Origin of the sequence: Anaerocolumna chitinilytica (genome assembly GCF_014218355.1) — a bacterium.
GTDB classification, from domain to species: Bacteria; Bacillota; Clostridia; order Lachnospirales; family Lachnospiraceae; genus Anaerocolumna; species Anaerocolumna chitinilytica.
The window spans coordinates 4,403,394-4,423,434 of sequence record NZ_AP023368.1 but is presented as its reverse complement, the minus strand read 5'-3'; the positions used below and the strand labels follow the sequence as shown (position 1 = coordinate 4,423,434).

General features: G+C 36.3%; 17 protein-coding genes and 1 other annotated feature. Of the genes, 14 read left to right on the top strand and 3 right to left on the bottom strand.

Features of this window, described 5'->3' with window-relative positions; translation table 11 throughout:
- The first annotated feature begins 134 nt into the window (after nucleotides 1–134).
- The 8 genes from bsdcttw_RS19275 to bsdcttw_RS19240 all read left to right on the top strand — a co-directional run bounded on the left by bsdcttw_RS19275 (nucleotide 135) and on the right by bsdcttw_RS19240 (nucleotide 10,222).
- On the top strand, nucleotides 135–1,829 hold the full coding sequence (locus tag bsdcttw_RS19275) for an ABC transporter ATP-binding protein (RefSeq protein WP_185256441.1): 1,695 nt from the start codon (nucleotides 135–137) through the stop codon (nucleotides 1,827–1,829).
- A gap of 121 nt (nucleotides 1,830–1,950) precedes the next feature.
- Complete coding sequence (locus bsdcttw_RS19270) at nucleotides 1,951–2,127, top strand: CLI_3235 family bacteriocin precursor (protein WP_185256440.1); 177 nt, start codon at nucleotides 1,951–1,953, stop codon at nucleotides 2,125–2,127.
- 234 nt (nucleotides 2,128–2,361) lie between these two features.
- Complete coding sequence (gene ccpM, locus bsdcttw_RS19265; protein WP_185256439.1) at nucleotides 2,362–3,768, top strand: Cys-rich peptide radical SAM maturase CcpM; 1,407 nt, start codon at nucleotides 2,362–2,364, stop codon at nucleotides 3,766–3,768.
- 36 nt (nucleotides 3,769–3,804) lie between these two features.
- Nucleotides 3,805–4,983: a TIGR04066 family peptide maturation system protein gene (locus tag bsdcttw_RS19260; protein WP_185256438.1), complete on the top strand. Its 1,179-nt coding sequence runs from the start codon at nucleotides 3,805–3,807 to the stop codon at nucleotides 4,981–4,983.
- 151 nt (nucleotides 4,984–5,134) lie between these two features.
- Nucleotides 5,135–5,428: a peptide maturation system acyl carrier-related protein gene (locus bsdcttw_RS19255; RefSeq protein ID WP_185256437.1), complete on the top strand. Its 294-nt coding sequence runs from the start codon at nucleotides 5,135–5,137 to the stop codon at nucleotides 5,426–5,428.
- Between the two features lie 5 nt (nucleotides 5,429–5,433).
- Nucleotides 5,434–6,711 carry a S8 family serine peptidase gene (locus bsdcttw_RS19250; RefSeq protein ID WP_185256436.1) on the top strand — a complete coding sequence of 426 codons (1,278 nt, stop codon included), beginning with the start codon at nucleotides 5,434–5,436 and terminating at the stop codon, nucleotides 6,709–6,711.
- Between the two features lie 222 nt (nucleotides 6,712–6,933).
- Entirely contained in the window at nucleotides 6,934–7,737 is an 804-nt protein-coding gene (locus bsdcttw_RS19245; protein WP_185256435.1) for a helix-turn-helix domain-containing protein, read from the top strand.
- 247 nt (nucleotides 7,738–7,984) lie between these two features.
- A complete protein-coding gene (locus bsdcttw_RS19240; protein WP_185256434.1) occupies nucleotides 7,985–10,222 on the top strand; it encodes a HelD family protein in 2,238 nt (745 codons plus the stop codon).
- A 34-nt stretch (nucleotides 10,223–10,256) separates the two neighbouring features.
- Here the strand turns inward: bsdcttw_RS19240 and bsdcttw_RS19235 are convergent, their stop codons facing one another.
- Nucleotides 10,257–11,519, bottom strand: coding sequence for a peptidoglycan-binding domain-containing protein (locus tag bsdcttw_RS19235; protein WP_185256433.1), 1,263 nt, complete (start codon nucleotides 11,517–11,519; stop codon nucleotides 10,257–10,259).
- Between the two features lie 133 nt (nucleotides 11,520–11,652).
- A complete protein-coding gene (locus bsdcttw_RS19230; protein WP_185256432.1) occupies nucleotides 11,653–11,904 on the bottom strand; it encodes a YkgJ family cysteine cluster protein in 252 nt (83 codons plus the stop codon).
- A gap of 718 nt (nucleotides 11,905–12,622) precedes the next feature.
- Between bsdcttw_RS19230 and bsdcttw_RS19225 the strand changes: the two genes are divergently transcribed.
- The 5 genes from bsdcttw_RS19225 to bsdcttw_RS19205 all read left to right on the top strand — a co-directional run bounded on the left by bsdcttw_RS19225 (nucleotide 12,623) and on the right by bsdcttw_RS19205 (nucleotide 18,984).
- The gene (locus bsdcttw_RS19225; RefSeq protein ID WP_185256431.1) at nucleotides 12,623–13,465 is read left to right on the top strand and encodes a DUF5685 family protein; all 843 of its coding nucleotides are present in this window, start codon (nucleotides 12,623–12,625) and stop codon (nucleotides 13,463–13,465) included.
- 294 nt (nucleotides 13,466–13,759) lie between these two features.
- Nucleotides 13,760–14,446 carry a DnaJ domain-containing protein gene (locus bsdcttw_RS19220; protein ID WP_185256430.1) on the top strand — a complete coding sequence of 229 codons (687 nt, stop codon included), beginning with the start codon at nucleotides 13,760–13,762 and terminating at the stop codon, nucleotides 14,444–14,446.
- Between the two features lie 174 nt (nucleotides 14,447–14,620).
- Entirely contained in the window at nucleotides 14,621–15,079 is a 459-nt protein-coding gene (locus bsdcttw_RS19215; protein ID WP_185256429.1) for a MarR family winged helix-turn-helix transcriptional regulator, read from the top strand.
- Nucleotides 15,080–15,149: 70 nt separating this feature from the next.
- Complete coding sequence (locus bsdcttw_RS19210; RefSeq protein WP_185256428.1) at nucleotides 15,150–16,877, top strand: ABC transporter ATP-binding protein; 1,728 nt, start codon at nucleotides 15,150–15,152, stop codon at nucleotides 16,875–16,877.
- Between the two features lie 295 nt (nucleotides 16,878–17,172).
- Nucleotides 17,173–18,984 (top strand): ABC transporter ATP-binding protein, encoded by a 1,812-nt coding sequence (locus bsdcttw_RS19205; protein WP_185259878.1) that lies wholly within the window; start codon nucleotides 17,173–17,175, stop codon nucleotides 18,982–18,984.
- Nucleotides 18,985–19,157: 173 nt separating this feature from the next.
- On the opposite strand, the gene bsdcttw_RS19200 is transcribed toward bsdcttw_RS19205, so the two are convergent.
- Nucleotides 19,158–19,526 (bottom strand): hypothetical protein, encoded by a 369-nt coding sequence (locus tag bsdcttw_RS19200; RefSeq protein ID WP_185256427.1) that lies wholly within the window; start codon nucleotides 19,524–19,526, stop codon nucleotides 19,158–19,160.
- A gap of 236 nt (nucleotides 19,527–19,762) precedes the next feature.
- Nucleotides 19,763–19,812 (top strand) — a sequence feature (sodium ion sensor (DUF1646 type); this cis-regulatory element may regulate processes involved in with the transportation of sodium ions).
- An 83-nt stretch (nucleotides 19,813–19,895) separates the two neighbouring features.
- On the opposite strand from bsdcttw_RS19200, the gene bsdcttw_RS19195 reads away from it, so the two are divergent.
- Entirely contained in the window at nucleotides 19,896–20,033 is a 138-nt protein-coding gene (locus bsdcttw_RS19195; protein WP_185256426.1) for an OadG family protein, read from the top strand.
- Nucleotides 20,034–20,041 lie beyond the last annotated feature (8 nt).

Below are 20,041 nucleotides of genomic sequence, written 5' to 3'. Positions count from 1 at the left end.
AGTATTACAGCATTCCTGTAATGCTGCTTTTTACTTTATTTAACAAAATATGTATAAATATGTTGATAAATAATGGAAAATATGGTATGATTATGTAAATTTAGTGTGAATATTGGTTGAGAGCGGAGGGGGTAATGAATAAGCAAAATAATATCCTTATAAAAAGAATCCTATTAATGCTGAAACCATATCTAAAAAAAATTATATTATTATTCTTATGCATTACATGTACAGCCGGTATTAATCTTATATTGCCATTATGCATCAAGCAATTAATGGATCAGGGACTTCTTGTTAACAATATGGATATGGTCGTAAAATATGCTCTCATCCTACTAATCTTAGTAATATTAAATCAGGGAATCAAATTAATTGAAACGAAATATTCCTCTTATATTAATACAATGTTTTCATATTCACTATCTGAAAGAGCATTTAATCATATATTGAAATTGAAGCAAAGTTATTTCAAAAATACGAATTTTGCGGAAACAATTAGTAACACAGAGGTAGATATTCAAAATATTTCTTTAATATGTAATAGAGGAGTTCTCCTATTAATCTCGAATTTGTTATGTATGGCAGGCGGAGCTATAGGTCTAGCCTTAATTAGCCCGAAATTAACATTGCTAGTACTATGTATAATTCCGGTCCGCTACTATAGTGTTAAGTATTTTACCAAAAGAAGAGAAACATTATTTGAAGAATACATACGGTATAATAGTGAGTTTCATAAATGGTTTGGAGATACATTAGGTGGAGTAAAAGAAATTAAACTGTGGGGAATTGAGCGGGTAATACTAGGGCGGTATATTAAAAAGCAAAGAAATATAATTCAATCAAATATTCAGCTTTCATTTATTGATAAGTATAACGAGTGTTCTGAAAGTATTTTATTTCAAGTATTATCCAGTGGCTTATATATTCTTGGTGCCTATTTGGTCTTTCATAAAGAATTATCAGTCGGCAGTTTATTTGCGGTTTTATCGTACACCGGTTATATAACAGGACCAATATCATTGATTTTTAATATTCGTTACAGTTTTTCCAGTATATTACCTTCAGCAAAAAGATTCTTTGAATTTATGGATCTGGAGACAGAGCCAAGTGGTAAATTAACCGGGATCAATTTGGATTCTATCAAAGGTAAAATTACTTTTGAAAATGTTTCGTTCTCTTATAGGGAAGAGGAAGAATTGCTAGAAGGAGTTAATTTTGAGATACAGCCAGGGGAGAAAATCGCTCTAATAGGAGAGAATGGAGCAGGTAAAAGCACCTTAATCAATCTGTTACTACGTTTCTGTCAGCCTGTTGGAGGGAGAATTCTACTGGATGGAATAAATATAGAAGGTTTTAAATTACGGGATTATAGAAAGTTATTTTCAGTAGTAAGCCAGGATATCTATCTATTCGACTCTACAATCGAAGAGAATATTGGGCTATTTCCGTTTATTAAAGATAAAAGAGTTAAAGAAGCGGCCATAAAGAGCGGGGCAAAGAACTTTATTGATGAGATGCCAGATAATTATAAAAGCAAGATTGGAAATAACGGGTCTTTGTTATCTGGTGGACAGCGGCAAAAGCTTGCAATGGCAAGAGCATTTGCACGAAGTTCAAAAATATTAATATTGGACGAGGCTACATCGAATTATGATGCTCAATCGGAGATGTATGTAAATGATTTAATAACGAAGATTGGAAACGACATTACAGTTATTATTATTAGTCATAAGGAAAGTATCTTAAAAAAGGTAGACCGTGTATTTAAGTTAGAGGATTGTAAAATTATGCAATATGATTTAAATGTGGAAAATGTATCATCTACATAAAGTGAACTGGTTTTGTAATTTCATTATCTTTGCGCGCGAATAGATAACGAAATTTCAAATAAAGCAAAAACTGTTATTTGATGTGAGTTGGTATTTACACTATAAGAGAGGATGGTGAAATATGAAAAAGTTAGGAAAGAAACTTAATGGTTCACAGGCAACAATCGAAGCGTTTGCTAATTGTAGAGTTTGTCAGTACTGTGGCTGCAGTATTTGCTGGGGTACATCAAATTGGATTCAAGCAGTTAGCGCAGAGAATGGTACTGTAACTGCAAATAACTCTAATCAAAATCCGTAAGTTAATATGATATTAGAGGACTACATTATATAGTAGTCCTCTAATAAAATATTTGCAGTAAAGAAATGAATTATATTGTAAATCTTTAGCCTACGTTGCATTAACAAAGACAAGGGGATATATTGATCACTTTTGGGTTTACATAAGGATAAATCATTTTAATAAGTCCAAGGAATTGCTTTGCTAAAATACCCCATATTAATTTATTAAGGGCTGTATAGAGGAGTTAATAGTATGGATAATAAGCCATTTATTCATTTGTTTAAAACTTATGGAAATTTTTATATTTATGATGTCAATAAAAATTCAATTATTAAAGTAGAAAAGGATACTTGGAAATACTTGAATAATGACACCGACCTTATTTGTAATAATCTAAATGTAATAGAAAAGATTCAGCATTTAAAAGAAAAGGGGTTTCTGTCCTCTAACAGGGTGCAGGAGATATTGCATCCTGCTGATGAAATCTTGGAAGATTATATATCAAATAGAGTACTAATGGTGTGCCTGCAAGTAACACAACAATGTAATTTACGATGTGAGTACTGTTCCTATTCAGGAGGATATGATAACAGACAGCATACAAATAAAAGAATGACTCTGGAGTTAGCTAAGAAGGGTATTGACTTTCTGATTGCCAGGTCGTCAGATCTAAAAAAGGTTGCAGTTGGATTTTATGGTGGTGAGCCGTTACTTGAATTTGAGCTAATTCAAAATATTGTGGAGTATGTTAATAGAAATGCAGTTGGGAAAGAAGTGATATTTACAATCACAACCAATGCAACGTTAATAACGAAAGAAATTATTGAATATTTTAACCGGAATAACATTCATATGGTAATTAGTTTGGATGGACCAAAAGAAATCCACGATAAAAATAGAAAGTTTGTATTTAATAAATGTGGTACATTTGACAAAGTAGTTGAAAATATTCAGTTGATCAAAAAAGAATGCCCTGAATATATGAAAAATGTGACTTTTAATGCCGTATTGGATCCCCAGAATGATTTAAAATGTGTACACGAATTCTTTGATGATTTCGATACAATAAAAGAATCGGCAGTTATGTATTCCCAGATATCAAACTATTACTCTAAAACGCAAATTGGATATGATGAAGCATACTATATTGAAATGAATTATGAGCTGTTTAAATTATTTTTATCGAAATTGGATAAGTTGGATGAAAAATACATATCTAAGCTTGTAAATTCAAGAATCGGACAATTACAAGACATTTATGATCATTTTTGCAAATCGGAGAAGTTACCTGAAAAAATGCATCATGGCGGACCATGTATTCCCGGAACTCAACGGTTGTTCCTTAATGCTTTCGGAGAGTTCTATCCCTGTGAAAAGGTAAGTGAAACATCAAGTGTCACAAGGATAGGAAATATTGAAGACGGGTTAGATCTAAATAGAGTGCGGCAGATATTAAATGTTGGTAAGTTAACGGAAGACAAATGTAAAGACTGTTGGGCGATAAGATTTTGCAATCAGTGTATAGCATCCGCAGATAGTGGAAAAGGGATGGAAAAGGACATAAAAGCTGAAAGATGTTATGGTTCAGTAAAAAGGGCAGAAGATAACCTAAAGGACATATGTACCTTGATAGAATTTGGATATAAATTTACAAGCTAAAATAATTTAATAGATTATTAGATTGTGAGGGAATCTATGTTAAAGAAGAAGGCAATTCTTTATCCGGTGGACATAGAGATATGTCCGGTTATACGACATAAGGCTTTATTGAAGGAATATGAAATTGTTGGACTTGTATCACCAAAGGGATGGGGGTATGGCGATAAAGACCTCTCATATATTGACGGAGGATGCGATACCGGAATGGTATTAGAAGATGATTTTTCTAAAGTATTAGACCAGTGTGATACTGTTATCTTTTGTGATAGTCAATACTATAACGGTATGGAAACAGATATAATTAATAAAATGAAAGAAGCTATTAAAAATAATAAAAATATTGTCAGTCTAATTCAACTTGAGAATAAATACCTTGATGAAATAATTGAATTAAGCAGTCAAAAAAGATGTCAATTTTCATTTATTAATAGTGAAATAAAAGAAATTGATAGGAATAGTAATTATAATTTCAGAAATAAATTAAAAGTTAGTGGTATGGAATATAAAAGTAAATCTAATGCATATGAAAGTATCGGGAAAATAAAGACTCCGGTTATCTTTGTAATGGGTGTAACGGAACGAAGTTCTAAATTTGAGATACAGTTAACAATAAAAGAACAGCTTGAGAAGCTGGGATATAGTATAACTCTTATTGGATCAAGAAATTATTGTGAGATGATAGGAGGACATTCATTTCCGAGCTTTCTGTACGATAACACGATTTCAGAAGTTGATAAGATATTGATGTATCATGATTATGTAAAAGCAATTGAGGAAGCTGAAGCTCCGGATATCATTATTATTGGTATTCCTGGCGGTATCACAAAAGTGAATGATAAATTTACTAATAAATTCGGAATATACGCATATGAAATATCTCAGGCAATAGACCCTGACTATGTAATTATGAGTGTTTTTTATGAAGATTTCAAAGTTGAATATCTGGATAATTTAAGTGTTTTATCAAAGTATAGATTCGGTTTTGAGGTCGATTCTTTTAATCTGGCCAATATCCAAATGGACTGGGAATCTGTATTGAGATTAAGCGGAGATACTTATATTAAGTTAGAGAGTGATTTTATTAATCAAAAAATCAAGAAATATGAAAATGATAATAAAATGATTTTTAATATATTTAATAAAGAGCATGGGATTTCGATGGCGGATGATATTATAAATAGGTTAAGTAATTATTCAGATATAGAAATTTTGTAGATTATAATCCGTTTATCAAGATGGTGATATTAGGTTCCTTCGTTGGGTTTCAAGGATTTCGAACTAGGCATTGCTATGTTACATGTATAGCACTTGAAGTGGGGTATGTAAATATCTGAACTTCGGATTAGGAAGTAAAGAAAGGAAAGGAATGAAAATGGACAGGATATCGTCAAATTATGATAAGGCGTATGAGAAAGTAAATAGAATTTTCCTGAATAGGTTTCATATTAATATTGATCAAAAAGACGCTACATTTTTAGATATACAGTTGTTGGGATACGATTGGGGATTTAATGCAAGAGACTTACTTTATCTCTACTTTGATCTTGAAAAAGAATGTAATATTAAGATTCCACAAGAGTTTATTATACAAGGTAAATTTAAAACCATTAACAACATTATAGAACTTTTATGTGAAGTGTACGAAAGGGAAGCAGTTTAATTCCAATGAGTATACATATAGCGATTATAGATGATGGAATTAACGAAGATTACTATAATATCGGACAATTGGATTATAATATTGAAATAACGCAAGACCTTATAATCCAAACTAGATACGGCTATGATACCTATGAAAATTCACATGGAACAACCTGCGCTGCTATTATCAGAAAATATGCGAAAGAAGTTAGCTTATCAAGTATAAAAATACTAACGAAAGGTACACAAAAAGGCTTGAAAGCTCAATTGATCAGGGCATTAGAATGGTGTGTGGAACAGAAGATTCACCTGGTGAATTTGAGTGCAGGATCGGTGTATTATAAAGACTTTAAAGAGATTGAAGAAACTATACAAAGAGTTACTTCAAAAGGTCTGATTATTGTAGCGGCATGCCATAATCAAAATATTTTTACAGCACCTGCTTCCTTCAAAGAAGTTATCGGAGTTAAATGTGATTTGAGGGATATAGTGAAAGCTGGCGAATATATTTATAATTCCTATATACCAGATGGCATAGATTGTATTACAGGAAGTATGCACCGGATTAAGAACTATAACGGATGTGAGGAAGTAACATCTTTATGTAACAGTTATGCTGCTCCCTATATAACTTTTGCTGTTAGTGAGATTATAAAGAAAAGGCCGGAATTAAGTCTTGCTGAAATAAAGCAGGAACTAAAACATAGTTCTAATAAATTACTGATAGGAACAGATTATTATAAGTATCAACAGATAAAATATGAACAGAAAGTAATTAATTGTCCCACTATAAATATTCTCAATATTTCCGGTAATAACATGAAAGATATTAGCAACAGTCTGCGTGCATTATTTCGTAGAGATGGATATAATGCTATTTCTGTATGCTCTAAAAATACAGAGGAGGATATTTGTAATGGGATAATACCAATTAATAATTTTAATGAAGATAGGGCAGATATTATAACAGACAGACATATTCTAAATCAAGTTTATAGCATATATGAACCTGATGTAATGATTATTAATCTCCAGGAACAATACACTATAGAATACTTATCATCAAGTATGAAAGAATTTATGGAATATGATATAAGGATATTGATGATTGATGAAGTAAACGATACTATTCGGAAATATATTAATCCTTCTGTAAACACGATTAATATTATTCTACAATCATCACCTAGGGAAGAAGATTTCTTAATGAAGGATTACAAAGCTTTCTGCTTCAAGGATAAAAGCGTTGTTAATAAAATATATGATTATATTTTAAGATTGCTTGATGCAAGACAGATCTGAAATAGATAAAAACAGGACATAAGAAATACAATACCATTTAGATAAGAGGCACGTCATTTTGTAACTATATAAGATTCAGCCGATTATAAGTATTTCCTCCCGTTTAGAAGCATATGAACCTTTCGTTGTTTTACTTCTCATTTATCCTCTGGTATTATAATGATAACACTAAATATCAAATAATCCTTAAAGGAACAGTACTTATACGGAGGAAGGAAAGCAATGAATGGTTTTGAAAACAGATTAATACAGGCAAGAAAAGATAATCATTTTACCCAGGAAGAACTTGCCTTAAGGCTTGGTGTTACACCTCAGGCTATATCGAAGTGGGAGAGAGGGATGGGGTATCCGGATATTGAGCTGGCAGTATCTCTTAGCCACCTTCTAAATTGTTCTCTGGACTATATGTTTCAGGGTGAGGAACGTATGGATTTTTCAGAAAAGAGTGAAGGGAAACCTTCTGGGGAAGTATTGGAGAATATCCTGGCTGAACCTTTGCTGCTAGAAATCGGTACCGGACTGGTAGCAGCTGCATATGAGGAAAGTACCGGAAGATTTGCAGCATTATCGGATATCAGAAAAAGGCTGGCAGGTTCTCTGGGCTTACTGCTGCCAAAGATACGAATCAGAGACAGGGAAGAGATGGATAAGTTCTCCTACCGTATTCTAGCCTATGATGAAATACTATATGAGAGTACCTTTACAAGGGAAGAAGAGGTATCCTTTACACAAATCTACACGGATTTGGAGAAGGTTTCCATCAGCCAATATGGAAAGATAATTAATAAACAACTGACGAAGAGTCTTACAGATAATCTGGCAGAGAAGCACCCCGAAATCATAAAGGGAGTCGTACCGGAGAAAATATCCCTGATACAGTTTCAGAAATTATTAATTCAAATCTACGAGAAAAAAGGGAACTTACATAATCTGATTAAGATCGTGGAATTATTGGATGAAAAGATAGATGGCACAAAGGAGATAAACAAACTTGCTGATGATATTATAAGAGAATTACCGGTGTAAGTAAGGGTTTTACAAGCAGTCTTAAGACAAGGAAGGATTATAATAGAAAAAAATAAAGCTGTCAGAATTGTCTGACAGCTTTTTCCTTACCTTTAGGTAAACTACATTATGAATGATACCATAATTGAAAAGAAAAGTCTAGTATTTTTTTAAAATTTCCTTTAATATGATACAGGTAACCTGTTAACCGGACTTAAACCATTAGTTCGCAGTAGACCCGTGCAAACTAGACCTATAGGAGGGTATCATGGAGAATGTAAAAATGGGCGAAAGCCCTTTGGCGGAAAGACATGAAGAGCTAAGAAGTGAGTGGGAAAGGGAAGATGAGCATTTAAAGGAATGTGTACAGATCATACAGTATAATGTGGAAACACAGAGTGCGGAACTTACAAAGGTTCGTGCCGAAACCAAGGAAATGTATGACAATTACCGGTCCAATAACCCGGAGCTTCACAATGATCTTGTTATGGGAATTAGCAGACAGACGGATTTGGAGCGTTCTCTGAGTAAAAATATTGCGGCACTTAAGAAACCTTTCTTTGGGCGAATCGACTACCGAGAGCTGGGGATGGAGGTAAAAGAAGGACTGGAGGAAGAGGAGGAGAAAAAACAATTCTCCTTATACATTGGGAAAAACGGAGTCAGTAAGAGCAGTACGGAAATCATTGTAGTAGACTGGAGGGCTCCTGTTTCCAGTGTTTATTACGACAGTGATGTGGGTGAAAGCTCCTATCTGTCTCCTTATGGTGACAAGATTCACATTGGACTGGACTTAAAGAGAACCTTTGAGATCGCAGAAAGTAAACTGGTAGACTATTATGATACGGATGTTATAGCAAATGATGAATTTCTTACAAAATACCTTGGTAAAAACAAAGAGGTGGTATTAGGTGAAATCATTGCGACTATCCAAAAAGAGCAGAATGATATTATCAGGGATACACCCTGGCACAGCGTAATTGTGCAGGGAGTTGCGGGAAGCGGTAAGACGACAGTTGCGATGCACCGTATATCCTATATCCTTTATAATTATAAGGAGCGGTGCCGTTCGGATGAGTTTTATATTATCGGCAGTAATAAGATGCTCTTAAATTATATTACGGGGGTTCTGCCTAATCTGGATGTTTATAATATCAACCAGATGACCCTGGAGGAATTCTTAATCTCCCTGTTGGATAAGGACTTTGACCTGAAAAAGAAGAAATATAAACTTATCAGTCCATTTGCAAAAAGCTGTTCAAAGATTAAAGAGAAGTCAGATACCAGAACTTTATTAAAGCGCTATAAAGGTTCTTTGGACTTTATCAAAGCCTTGGAATATTACCTGGAATGGTATGAATCAACTATTATTCGGCCGGAAGACATCATTTATCACGATAAAAACATCTATCCGGAAAATGAAATACGTGAGTTTCTGACGATATTTAAAGAAAAACCCTTGTCAGAAAAGCAAGAGCTCTTAAATAAACGCCTTGTTAGTAAGGTTAAGCTGATAAATGAAAGAGAGCAGCAGGAAAAGGAAATAATCAGTATCGAGACGAAGAAGTACAAAGAGTACTTTGGAAAGAAAAATACGAAATACAACCTGGAAGAGATGTATCTGGAATTTTTAAAAAGTCTGTTGGAAGCAGATAAATTTAAAAGTTTTGGATATTCCATACCGGGTAACGATGTGGTGAAGCTGTTAATCAGTGATTTTACTGCAAAGGAAATCGACATTTATGATCTTGCCATGCTGACCTTCCTAAAGAGAAGACTGAAGGAAACCAGAGATTTTGAATTTGTCAGCCATATTATTGTGGATGAAGCACAGGATTTCGGAGTATCCGTCTTCTATTGTATGAAACAATTATTTGCAGAATGTACCTATACCATTATGGGAGACATTACTCAGAATATTCATTATGACACCGGAATGAACGACTGGGAATCCTTAAGACAGAAGGTATTTTCTGAAGAGAAGGATAAATTCTACGTGCTGGCAAAAAGTTATCGAAACACTGTGGAGATATCAAATTACGCAAGCAGGGTATTACGGCATGCTACTTTTAAAACTTATGAAATTGAACCGATTATCAGACATGGCAATGAGGTTTCTATCTACCAGGCATTAGAAGAGACGGAGATGATTCTTAAAACAGCCGAGATCATAAATCATAGTAAGGAAGCTGGCTATACCACCCAGGCGGTTATTTGCAGGACGGAAGAAGAAACTAAGTTTGTACACAGTAAGCTGAAAGAATTTATAACCCTGGAACCTTTAAAAGAAGATATGGAGGAGATGAATTTTACCAATGGAATCATGGTACTGCCCATTCATATGACAAAAGGTCTGGAATTTGACAGCGTACTTTTATGGAACCCGGACATTAACAATTACGAGAAGAATGATGCAGATGCCAAACTTTTATACGTAGCAATTACCAGAGCCCTTCATGAACTTCATATTGTTTATATGGGAGAACTGGCAGAGCTCCTACGCTAAAAGCGGATTTGCTCTGCACAGTACACCTTTTCTATTATTGACAGCGCTGCTCAGCACTCATGAGAGTATTATAAAAGGTGGTGAGAGAATACCAGGTGGCAGAATCTACCACCCCTGTTTCCGGCAAATGGGCTATTCTCTGAAAGTCCGTTACAGCGGCTTCTGTCATAGGACCGTAGATATTGTCTTCCTCTAATAAGGGAATTGCGGGATAAACACGGGCTAAGAGATTGAGCATTTTTTGCAGCCCGCGTATATTTCCATCCTGGCTTCCTTTTTTTAGAGGCTCCCCCTGCCAAGGAAAATCCACACTGTCGATGTCATTGCTGTAACTGATATAAAGAGTATCTCCGTAATAAAAATGGAGGATATACATGGTATCGTAGCCGGTATCAGCCAGTGCTTTGGCACCCCAAAGTGACATCATATTAGGGCAGTCGAGGATATTCCCACGGCAGCTTTGTGTCAGGATTGGCTGCAGGATACCGGGTCTCGCCAAAAATAAATTGAACATGTAGTCTACAGCAATGCTGATATTCTCATAGATGTTCCGGCGAAAGAGCCATAACTGGTCATAAGCGGTAGAGGAAGTTATGTGAAAAGAGTAGCCCTGTCTTTGATACCAGTTAGTAAAATAACGGTTAAGAGAAAATGACAGAACCGAGAGAATTACGGCATAAAGGGATTCCTTTGTCCAATTGGCATAGGCTATACTTGAGACTACATTTTTAATATAGTCCTTGTATTCAACATAATAGTCCGGAGCGGATGCGTCACTTGGTATACCATTATGTACGATTAGATATTCAGGTATCGTGATGGTAGCATCTGTTTCCGGCATTTCTTTTACCTCCGGTTCGAATACCTTTATGGGATAACCACCATAGAGGAAATGCGGGCCGATTACATATACTTTTGAGGTTTCATTTGTACTGTCCAGCACTGGAAGACGGATTAATTGAATGGAAGTTGTTTCCGGTAGTATCTGAACTCCATCGATAATAACTGTCTGAAGACCAGGAGCACTCGCCACCACTAAATATTCAGAGTATGGCATTGGTTCGGAGGGCTCCATACTATATTCCAATAATGGGGCTTTCAGTGCGATTATTTTAGTAATACCGGAGATATCAGTGGTAAGACTTTCTATTAGTTCATCAGGATTTTGTCTGTCATAAATCTTAATGGTAGCAGTATCGATAGGCCTGCGACCGGCTTCACAAACTACCTGTATCTGAAGATTTCCGTAATATTGATCCTTTACGATCGGCCGCAATGTTTTATCGGTATTATCCATAATAGTCCTCCATGTAGCGCTGTTTACAAGCACTAACCCAAAAATCTATTCAAATATTTCCAACTGTTAATGTACAGAATAATGGGAATTACTTTTATATATGCATAATTGGAGGAAAAAATGCTGGTTAAGATTATTTTGTAAGGGCTTCGAGGTTCTTCCAATATAGAAGTGCTTCTTCCTTATCAGTACCGCATATTTCAAAGGAGGGAGTAAGGCTGCCGCAGACTTTAGGGCGCCTGGCATCTTTGAATAGTTTGCATTTATTGTCTTCTGTAAGTTGAATACAGCGTACTCCGGCTGGTTTACCCTGTGGCATTCCAGGAATAGGGGAAGAAATTGAAGGGGCGATGCAGCATGCGCCGCACCCGATTCTACAATCCATATATAGCTCCTTTTTTGAAGGTTATTATTATATATTTGTAACTTATTTAGTATAACATAAGCCAATTCATGAAAAAAGTCTGATATGTATAAAAAGTAAATTAAGAATGATTCAGTTCCATTGACAATGTACGTTTACTGCTGTATCGTGTTTAATGGACTTATAATTATTTAGCTTTAAGTATATATGAAAGCAGATCTTAACCACAGGTCTTTACGTATAACTGGAAGGAAAATAGAAAAGAAAGGATGCCACATTCTCCTTCTAAGAACGAGTGGCGGTAATTGGTAAAATAAGATGAAAGAAAAATTCAGACAGTTTATGATTGGCAGATATGGGATGGACCAGTTAGGACAATTTCTTATTTGGACGGGTATTATTGTTATGCTATTGTCTACCTTTGTAAGAAGCAGTATTCTTTCTTCAATTTCATTCTTAATTTTAATCATTTGTTATGTTAGAATGTTTTCAAGAAATATCAATAAGAGATATAATGAAAACCAGAAATTTATATTTCAAAAAGATAGATTTTTAAGTTTGTTTAAGAATTTAAAGGGACAAGGTGAGCAGCACAAAAAATATCATATATACAGGTGTCCTACCTGTAAGCAGAAGATAAGGATTCCCAAGGGAAAAGGAAAGATCTGTATAACCTGTCCAAAGTGTCACGCGGAATTTATTCGTAAAAGTTAGTGAAAGAGTAAGGTGAGATAGCAGAATGTTTGGTTATGTAACCATTAATAAACCGGAAATGAAAATAAAAGATTATGAGAGATATCATTCTTATTATTGTGGTCTGTGCAATGTATTAAAGCATAAGTACGGAATGCTTGGACAAGCGACTTTAACTTTTGATATGACCTTTCTCATAGTCTTACTCAGCGGTCTCTATGAACCGGAGGAAAAGGGAGAGGCGCACCGCTGCATTGCACATCCGGGGAGAAAACATCCAATGCGGTTGAATGAGATAACAGAATATGCCGCTGACATGAATATAATATTAGCATATCATAACCTGATGGATGACTGGCGGGATGATAAAGATTTTAGTAAACTTTCTCTTGCCAAAATGCTGGAAAGAAATTATCATAAGTTGATAAAGAAATACCCCAGGCAGACCAATGCGGTATCTCACTACATGGAAGTTCTTACGGAATGTGAAAAGAAGAAGGAACCGAATCTTGATACGGCAGCAGGTCTTACCGGGGAGATGTTAGGTGAAATCTTTCAATACAAAAAAGATGAATGGGCGGATACTTTGAAAAAAGTAGGCTTTTATCTTGGAAAGTTCATCTATCTGTGCGATGCCAGTGAGGATACGGAGAAGGATAGTAAGAGCGGTAGTTATAACCCCTTTTTGCTGCAGGAAAAGGAAGTAGACAAGAGGGAAATTCTAAATCTTATGATGTCAGATTGTGCCAGAGAATTTGAGAAGCTTCCCATACTGTTAAATGCAGATATTTTGCGAAATATCCTGTATGCCGGAGTATGGTCTAAGTTTGACAGAATCCAGATGGATAGAAGTACAAAAGAAAAGCTAGAAAATGAAATATTGCCTTAATATATGATTTTAGATTATCAATAATACAAGTTAAACCTTTATACTTAGCTAACAGGTACGAACCGACCACCATTCTCAATTAATATGTATGAACTGAACTATGCTTTCATAATTCTTACAAGTAATCATACCTAACCAATGAGTATGATTTATGTAATTAAAAATGCATACTAGAAACACACTAGCCAATGAGTATGAATTATGCGATTAATATTCATACCAGCACCATACCAGCCCATGTGTATGAATTATGGTTAATAATTCATACTTGTCTGAAGCAGATTGCGAGGAATTATGTTTACGGATCCTTATAAAGTGTTAGGAGTAACCCCTGAGGCTTCCGATGATGATGTTAAAAAAGCATACCGTTCCTTAAGCCGTAGATATCATCCGGATTCTAATATTAATAATCCGAATAAAGCACTGGCAGAAGAGCGCTTTAAGGAGATACAGGCGGCTTATAACAGTATAATAAAGAGCAGGGAGAATGGTAATTATTCAAGTTATTCTCAAAGTGCATACAGACAGGATTATGGACAAAATACATATAATCAGGGAACCTATAACAGCACTCAGGGGACCTATGGGTATGGGCCTTTTGGTTATGGACAATACCAGAGTTATGAGGAGCCGCAGAGTTTAAGAGCTGCCGTTAGCTATCTCAATGCAGGTAACTACAGGGAGGCTGTAACAGTGCTGGAATCTGTCCCTGAGAGGAATGCCCCATGGCATTTCTATAATGCACTTGCCAACCAAGGTCTTGGAAATAATGTTACGGCATTAGAATCAGCCAGAATGGCAGCAGCTTTAGAACCGGATAACCTGCAGTACCAGATTCTACTAAAGAGAATGGAAGGCGGAGGAATCTGGTATGAAAATATGGGTGAAGGCTATGGCAGGACAATGGAGGGATTAGGTAAAGTATGTACCAGTTTGTGCTGGCTGACCCTGTTATGCAACTGTTGTTTTATGTCTGTATAAAAATAATGGCAAAATTATAGTTGACAATGCAACTATTTTTTAATATACTAATTGTTAGACTTCTAACTATAGAAGAATGAAAGTTGTGAAGCGGGTAGGTGGTATGTGAAAGTTTATGTACTGTAACTTTAACAGTAACCAGGGTTTTATCTGTTGGAAAGGCATGGTTTCAAAATGAATAATTCCAGTAAAGAGCATCCGGGGGATTATGGATATTATATTCAAAAGCTTGCGAAGAATATCAAATATTTAGCGGATGAGAATCTGATAGCCCATAAGATAACCTTTGAACAGGTGAAAGTTTTAAAATTCTTAGATGGCTTTACAGAGGAGAATCCTGCAAACCAGAAGGATATTGAGGTTATGTTTGAATTGAAGCGTTCCAGTGTAACAAGCATTCTTCAGAATATGGAGCGCAGCAGCCTGGTGCGAAGGAGCGGAGATGCTCTTGACGGCAGAGTGAAGAGGGTATGGCTGACGGAAAAGGGAAGGGAATTATCTATATTTCTGAAAGATTATATCCTTAAGTTAGAAAACGTCATTGTTTCCGATATGACGGAAGAAGAACAGTCAATTTTTAAGGAACTGTTGAAGAAAAGTATACAAAACATAGAAATGTTTGCAGGAAAGTAGCGGTGTGATTTCTTACACAAATTTGTGCTGATGCCTAAATTTGAGGTGCATTGGCAGCATGGAGGTTTAGATGTATAAAAAGATTCTTGCTTGTGTTGGAGAATACAAGAAATATGCAATACTTACCCCATTAATGATGATTGGGGAAGTAATAATGGAGATTTTAATTCCTTTTGTAATGGCCAGTATGATTGATAAGGGAATACTGGGAGACGGCGGCATTCGTTATGTTGTAAAGATGGGGGCTTTAATGGTTTTCATGGCACTAATATCCTTGAACTTTGGACGGCTGGGTGCGAAGTACGGCGCTAAGGCCGGAATGGGATTTGCCAAAAATTTAAGAAAAACCATGTTTGATAAGGTGCAGGATTTTTCTTTTTCCAATGTAGATAAATTCTCTACCTCTTCCCTGATTACAAGACTTACAACAGATGTTACCAATACCCAGAATGCTTTTATGATGGTAATCAGAATGGCTGCCAGAGCACCGGTAATGTTAGTAGGAGCTACTATCATGGCTATTCTTATTAACAGAAGACTGTCTGGGGTATTCTTTGTAGCAATTCCTGTACTTTCGGTTGCCCTTGGTCTAATTATGAGCAATGCACATCCGAGATTTGTTAAGATGCTTAGTTTATATGACAGGATGAACAATGATGTACAGGAGAACCTAACGGGTATCCGTGTTGTGAAAGCCTTTGTTAGAGAACCCCAGGAGATTAAAAAGTTTGAAGCTTCCGCCGATGCAGTAAGAAGAGCTCAGGTATTTGCAGAAAAGCTGATTATTCTGAATAATCCAATCATGCAGATTAGTATGTATGGCTGTATGATTGCTATTCTTTGGTTTGGCGGAAATATGGTTATCGACGGCAGATTTGAAATCGGACAATTATCCAGCTTTGTTAACTACATTGGTCAGATTTTGATGTCTCTTATGATGATTTCTATGATTTTTATTATGATGATTATATCGAGAGCTTCTATGACAAGAATATATGAAGTGCTGCAAGAAAATATTGATTTAAGTGATGCAGGTGCCGATAGAAAATTGCAATTAGAAGACGGCTCCATTGAATTTAAAAATGTAGCGTTCAGCTATGCGAAAGACAAAGAAAATCTTACACTAAGTAATGTAAATATATCCATAAAACCCGGCGAGACCATTGGAATTATAGGCGGAACCGGTTCCTCCAAGACAACTTTGGTGCAGCTTATACCAAGACTTTATGATGTACTAGAAGGCGAAATTATCGTAGGCGGACATAATGCAAAAGACTATACGCTGGAGCATTTGAGAAGTGAAGTAGCAATGGTGCTTCAAAAGAATGTCCTGTTCTCCGGTTCTATCCTAGATAATTTAAGATGGGGAAATCAGGAGGCTACCAGAGAAGAAATAGAAGAGGCTTGTAAAGCTGCTCAGGCCCATGATTTTATTATGTCTTTTCCGGAAGGATATGAGACCCAGCTTGGACAGGGCGGGGTTAATGTATCAGGAGGCCAGAAACAGAGACTTTGTATTGCCAGAGCTTTGCTAAAAAAACCCAAAATTATAATTCTGGATGATTCTACCAGTGCCGTAGATACAGCCACCGATAAAAAGATAAGAGAAGCCTTAAAGGAAAAACTAAGCGGTACCACCACGATCATCATTGCTCAGAGAATATCCTCCGTCAGCGATGCAGACAGAGTGCTTGTATTAGAAGACGGTGCTGTTGATGCCTTCGATACACCTGCTGAGTTGTTATTAAATAACGAAATTTATAAAGAAGTCTATGAGTCCCAGCAGAAAGGCGCATAGTAAGAAAAATAAAAGGACATTTTTCTTACACAAGTATGTGCCTGCGAAATCCTCGGCACAAACTTGCGGTGTTTTGGAAAATAAAGGACATTTTTCTTACACAAGTATGTGCCTGCGAAATCCTCGGCACAAACTTGCGGTGTTTTGGAAAATAGAGACATTTTTCTTACTTAGTGTTATTGATTGTTAGTAGAATGTTAGCAGATGGAGGTTGAATTTGAAAAAAGGAAAAGCAGTCAGACCCGGCAGCAGGCCAGAGAATGCCGGCAAGACTTTAAAAAGAATCTTTCAATATATGTCAAAGTACCATTTACAGCTTGGGCTTGTACTTGTAGGAATAGCAGTGAGCTCCGTGGCACAGATCATGGGAACCGCTTATCTGAAAAAGATAGTAGATGGTTATCTTACACCAATGTTAAAACAGTATGATGCAGTATTATTTGCGGGATTTATAAAGACACTGCTTATCATGGCTGGAATCTATCTCACGGGAGTTGTCTCAACTTATATATATAGCAGAGTTATGCTTAACATAGCAACCGGAACCCTATACCGCATTCGTACGGACCTGTTCCGGAAGATGGAATCCTTGCCGGTAAAATATTTTGATACCCATGCCCATGGTGATATCATGAGCCGGTATACCAATGATACGGACACCTTAAGAGAGCTGTTCAGTAATACGGTAGCGAACTTTATCGCTTCTGCCATCAGTGTAACCGGTGTCTTTATAATGATGCTGTATCTCAGCTGGCAGCTTGCAATACTTGTGGTTCTTATGGTCATGGTTATGATTGTAATTATTAAGACAATAGGAAAACGAAGCGGAGCGCGTTTTAAAGAACAGCAAAAGTATCTGGGTGAAGTTAACGGATACATTGAAGAAATGTTTGAAGGACAGAGAGTGGTAAAGGTATTCTGTTATGAAAAACAAGCAAAAGAGAATTTTGAAAAGATAAACGGTAAGCTCTGTGAGGCTGCAACGAATGCCAATGCTTCCGCCAGTGTGCTGATGCCGATAATGGGTAACTTATCCCATATTTTATATGCCATAACAGCAATATTTGGAGGAATTCTTTCAATTTCAGGACATCTGACAATTGGTGCGGTGGTTGCCTTTTTACAGTATACAAGAAACTTCTCTATGCCTATTACACAGATGTCACAGCAGTTTAACTCTATTCTGGCAGCTTTAGCCGGAGCAGAGAGAATCTTTAATATGATAGATGAAACACCGGAAATAGATGACGGCTATGTTACTTTAGTAAATGCAAGAGAAGATGAAAGCGGTAATCTTGTGGAAACAAAAGATAAAACCGGTATCTGGGCCTGGAAGCATCCTCATAAAGACAAAACCGTAAGCCTTACAAGAGTAAAAGGTGAAGTAGATTTTGACAATGTAACCTTTGGGTATAATGAAGAAAAAACGGTATTAAACGGTGTATCTCTTTATGCCAAGGTAGGTCAGAAGATTGCCTTTGTAGGTTCCACCGGTGCCGGAAAAACCACGATAACCAATCTGATTAACCGTTTCTATGATGTACCGGACGGCAAAATCCGATACGATGGAATTAACATCAATAAAATTAAAAAAGATGATTTAAGACGTTCTCTTGCTATGGTATTGCAAGATTCTCATCTCTTTACCGGTACGGTAATGGAGAATATCCGGTACGGGAAGCCTGATGCTACGGAGGAAGAGATTATCACCGCAGCAAAACTTGCCAATGCTCATTCTTTCATTAAGCATCTGCCAAAGGGCTATGATACGTTATTAACTGCAGACGGAGCGAACCTTTCCCAGGGGCAGAGACAGCTTCTAACCATAGCAAGAGCTGCCGTAGCAGACCCGCCGGTATTAATTTTGGATGAAGCTACCTCTTCCATTGATACCAGAACGGAAGCTCTTATAGAAAAGGGAATGGACAGATTAATGGAGGGCAGAACAGTATTTGTTATTGCTCACAGATTATCTACCGTACGTAATTCCCATGCCATTATGGTATTGGAAAACGGAGAGATTATCGAAAGAGGCAATCACGACGGTCTGATAGGACAAAAAGGAAAATACTATCAGTTATATACCGGTATGTTTGAACTATCATAATGAGTTTGCTATTCATAACATAATGTTTGGTGATATTCTTACATTCCGGTGGAAAAATATGCCGGAATGTAAGCTATATGTGGATAAATATATGCGGGGGACTGTTACTAAGGGTAAGTTTAGCGGAGTAAGCTCTGATAATCTTAACTTTATAACAGCCCCCATTTTCAATGTCAGCAATTCCAGTCTTTATTAGGACCAAATCCATAAAGAAAAGCATCCACATAACTATCGGAAGTACCATTATTGCTAGCATCTATGATAAGTGCTAATCCTGGCACTTCATAAGTCCTGGTAAATGACTCGCCAGGACTGAGTGTAACAGAATCAAGTCTTCCAATCAGCTCCGGACCTTGAAGCATAATGAGGTTAAAGGTTACCGATGAACCGGAAGATGTTCTATTGCCAAATAGTATGCGTATAATTGGATAATGAAATACAGCTATTCCGTTTGGAAAATCGGAAGTTAAAGTTGTTGTGGTTCCGCCGCTTAAAGCTTGTGAACCTGGGGCTGTTCTAAATAATAATTGAGTTCTCTCCATGAATATCATTCCTCGCAATCAATTTTCTGTCATTAACATGGGATTCTCTATATCTATGGCACACCATAAGGTGGTACTATATTTTATTAATTTTTAGAAGAAAAGTGACATATTATTCTGGATTTACCAGAATACATATAGAAGCAGGGAAATAAGAACCGAAAATATAAGTCACATTACACTTGACAAGTTTAGTGATTTTTATGTAGGATAGAAAAAGAAAATAATAAGTGTCCGGTTGGCAGTTTAATTACTGTTTCAAGATTTGGCTTTAGGGTGGAGAGCTTCCGTAGGGAAGTTCTCCATTTTTTGCTGTAGGAAAGATAATATATACTGTATGCCGGGTTGTGAAAAGAGGTGGAAGGAAGAATGTCTGTAACCGAAGCTGTATTATACGCATTGTTTTGCATGAGTGTTGTCTTTATTGTGCTGATAGCCCTATGGGGAGCGATAAAGCTCTTTTCTCTTGTAATAGCAGCGATTCATATAATTGAGCATAAAAATTGAGAAAGAAG

What these genes read in the sequence shown, in the direction of transcription:
- bsdcttw_RS19220 (WP_185256430.1), top strand. Translation starts at nt 13,760, where the DNA reads ATGTTTACGGATCCTTATAAAGTGTTAGGAGTAACCCCTGAGGCTTCC.
- bsdcttw_RS19235 (WP_185256433.1), bottom strand. Translation starts at nt 11,519, where the DNA reads ATGGATAATACCGATAAAACATTGCGGCCGATCGTAAAGGATCAATAT.
- bsdcttw_RS19230 (WP_185256432.1), bottom strand. Translation starts at nt 11,904, where the DNA reads ATGGATTGTAGAATCGGGTGCGGCGCATGCTGCATCGCCCCTTCAATT.
- bsdcttw_RS19200 (WP_185256427.1), bottom strand. Translation starts at nt 19,526, where the DNA reads ATGGAGAGAACTCAATTATTATTTAGAACAGCCCCAGGTTCACAAGCT.
- bsdcttw_RS19275 (WP_185256441.1), top strand. Translation starts at nt 135, where the DNA reads ATGAATAAGCAAAATAATATCCTTATAAAAAGAATCCTATTAATGCTG.
- ccpM (WP_185256439.1), top strand. Translation starts at nt 2,362, where the DNA reads ATGGATAATAAGCCATTTATTCATTTGTTTAAAACTTATGGAAATTTT.
- bsdcttw_RS19195 (WP_185256426.1), top strand. Translation starts at nt 19,896, where the DNA reads ATGTCTGTAACCGAAGCTGTATTATACGCATTGTTTTGCATGAGTGTT.
- bsdcttw_RS19240 (WP_185256434.1), top strand. Translation starts at nt 7,985, where the DNA reads ATGGAGAATGTAAAAATGGGCGAAAGCCCTTTGGCGGAAAGACATGAA.
- bsdcttw_RS19225 (WP_185256431.1), top strand. Translation starts at nt 12,623, where the DNA reads ATGTTTGGTTATGTAACCATTAATAAACCGGAAATGAAAATAAAAGAT.
- bsdcttw_RS19260 (WP_185256438.1), top strand. Translation starts at nt 3,805, where the DNA reads ATGTTAAAGAAGAAGGCAATTCTTTATCCGGTGGACATAGAGATATGT.
- bsdcttw_RS19270 (WP_185256440.1), top strand. Translation starts at nt 1,951, where the DNA reads ATGAAAAAGTTAGGAAAGAAACTTAATGGTTCACAGGCAACAATCGAA.
- bsdcttw_RS19255 (WP_185256437.1), top strand. Translation starts at nt 5,135, where the DNA reads ATGAAAATGGACAGGATATCGTCAAATTATGATAAGGCGTATGAGAAA.
- bsdcttw_RS19250 (WP_185256436.1), top strand. Translation starts at nt 5,434, where the DNA reads ATGAGTATACATATAGCGATTATAGATGATGGAATTAACGAAGATTAC.
- bsdcttw_RS19245 (WP_185256435.1), top strand. Translation starts at nt 6,934, where the DNA reads ATGAATGGTTTTGAAAACAGATTAATACAGGCAAGAAAAGATAATCAT.
- bsdcttw_RS19215 (WP_185256429.1), top strand. Translation starts at nt 14,621, where the DNA reads ATGAATAATTCCAGTAAAGAGCATCCGGGGGATTATGGATATTATATT.
- bsdcttw_RS19205 (WP_185259878.1), top strand. Translation starts at nt 17,173, where the DNA reads ATGTCAAAGTACCATTTACAGCTTGGGCTTGTACTTGTAGGAATAGCA.
- bsdcttw_RS19210 (WP_185256428.1), top strand. Translation starts at nt 15,150, where the DNA reads ATGTATAAAAAGATTCTTGCTTGTGTTGGAGAATACAAGAAATATGCA.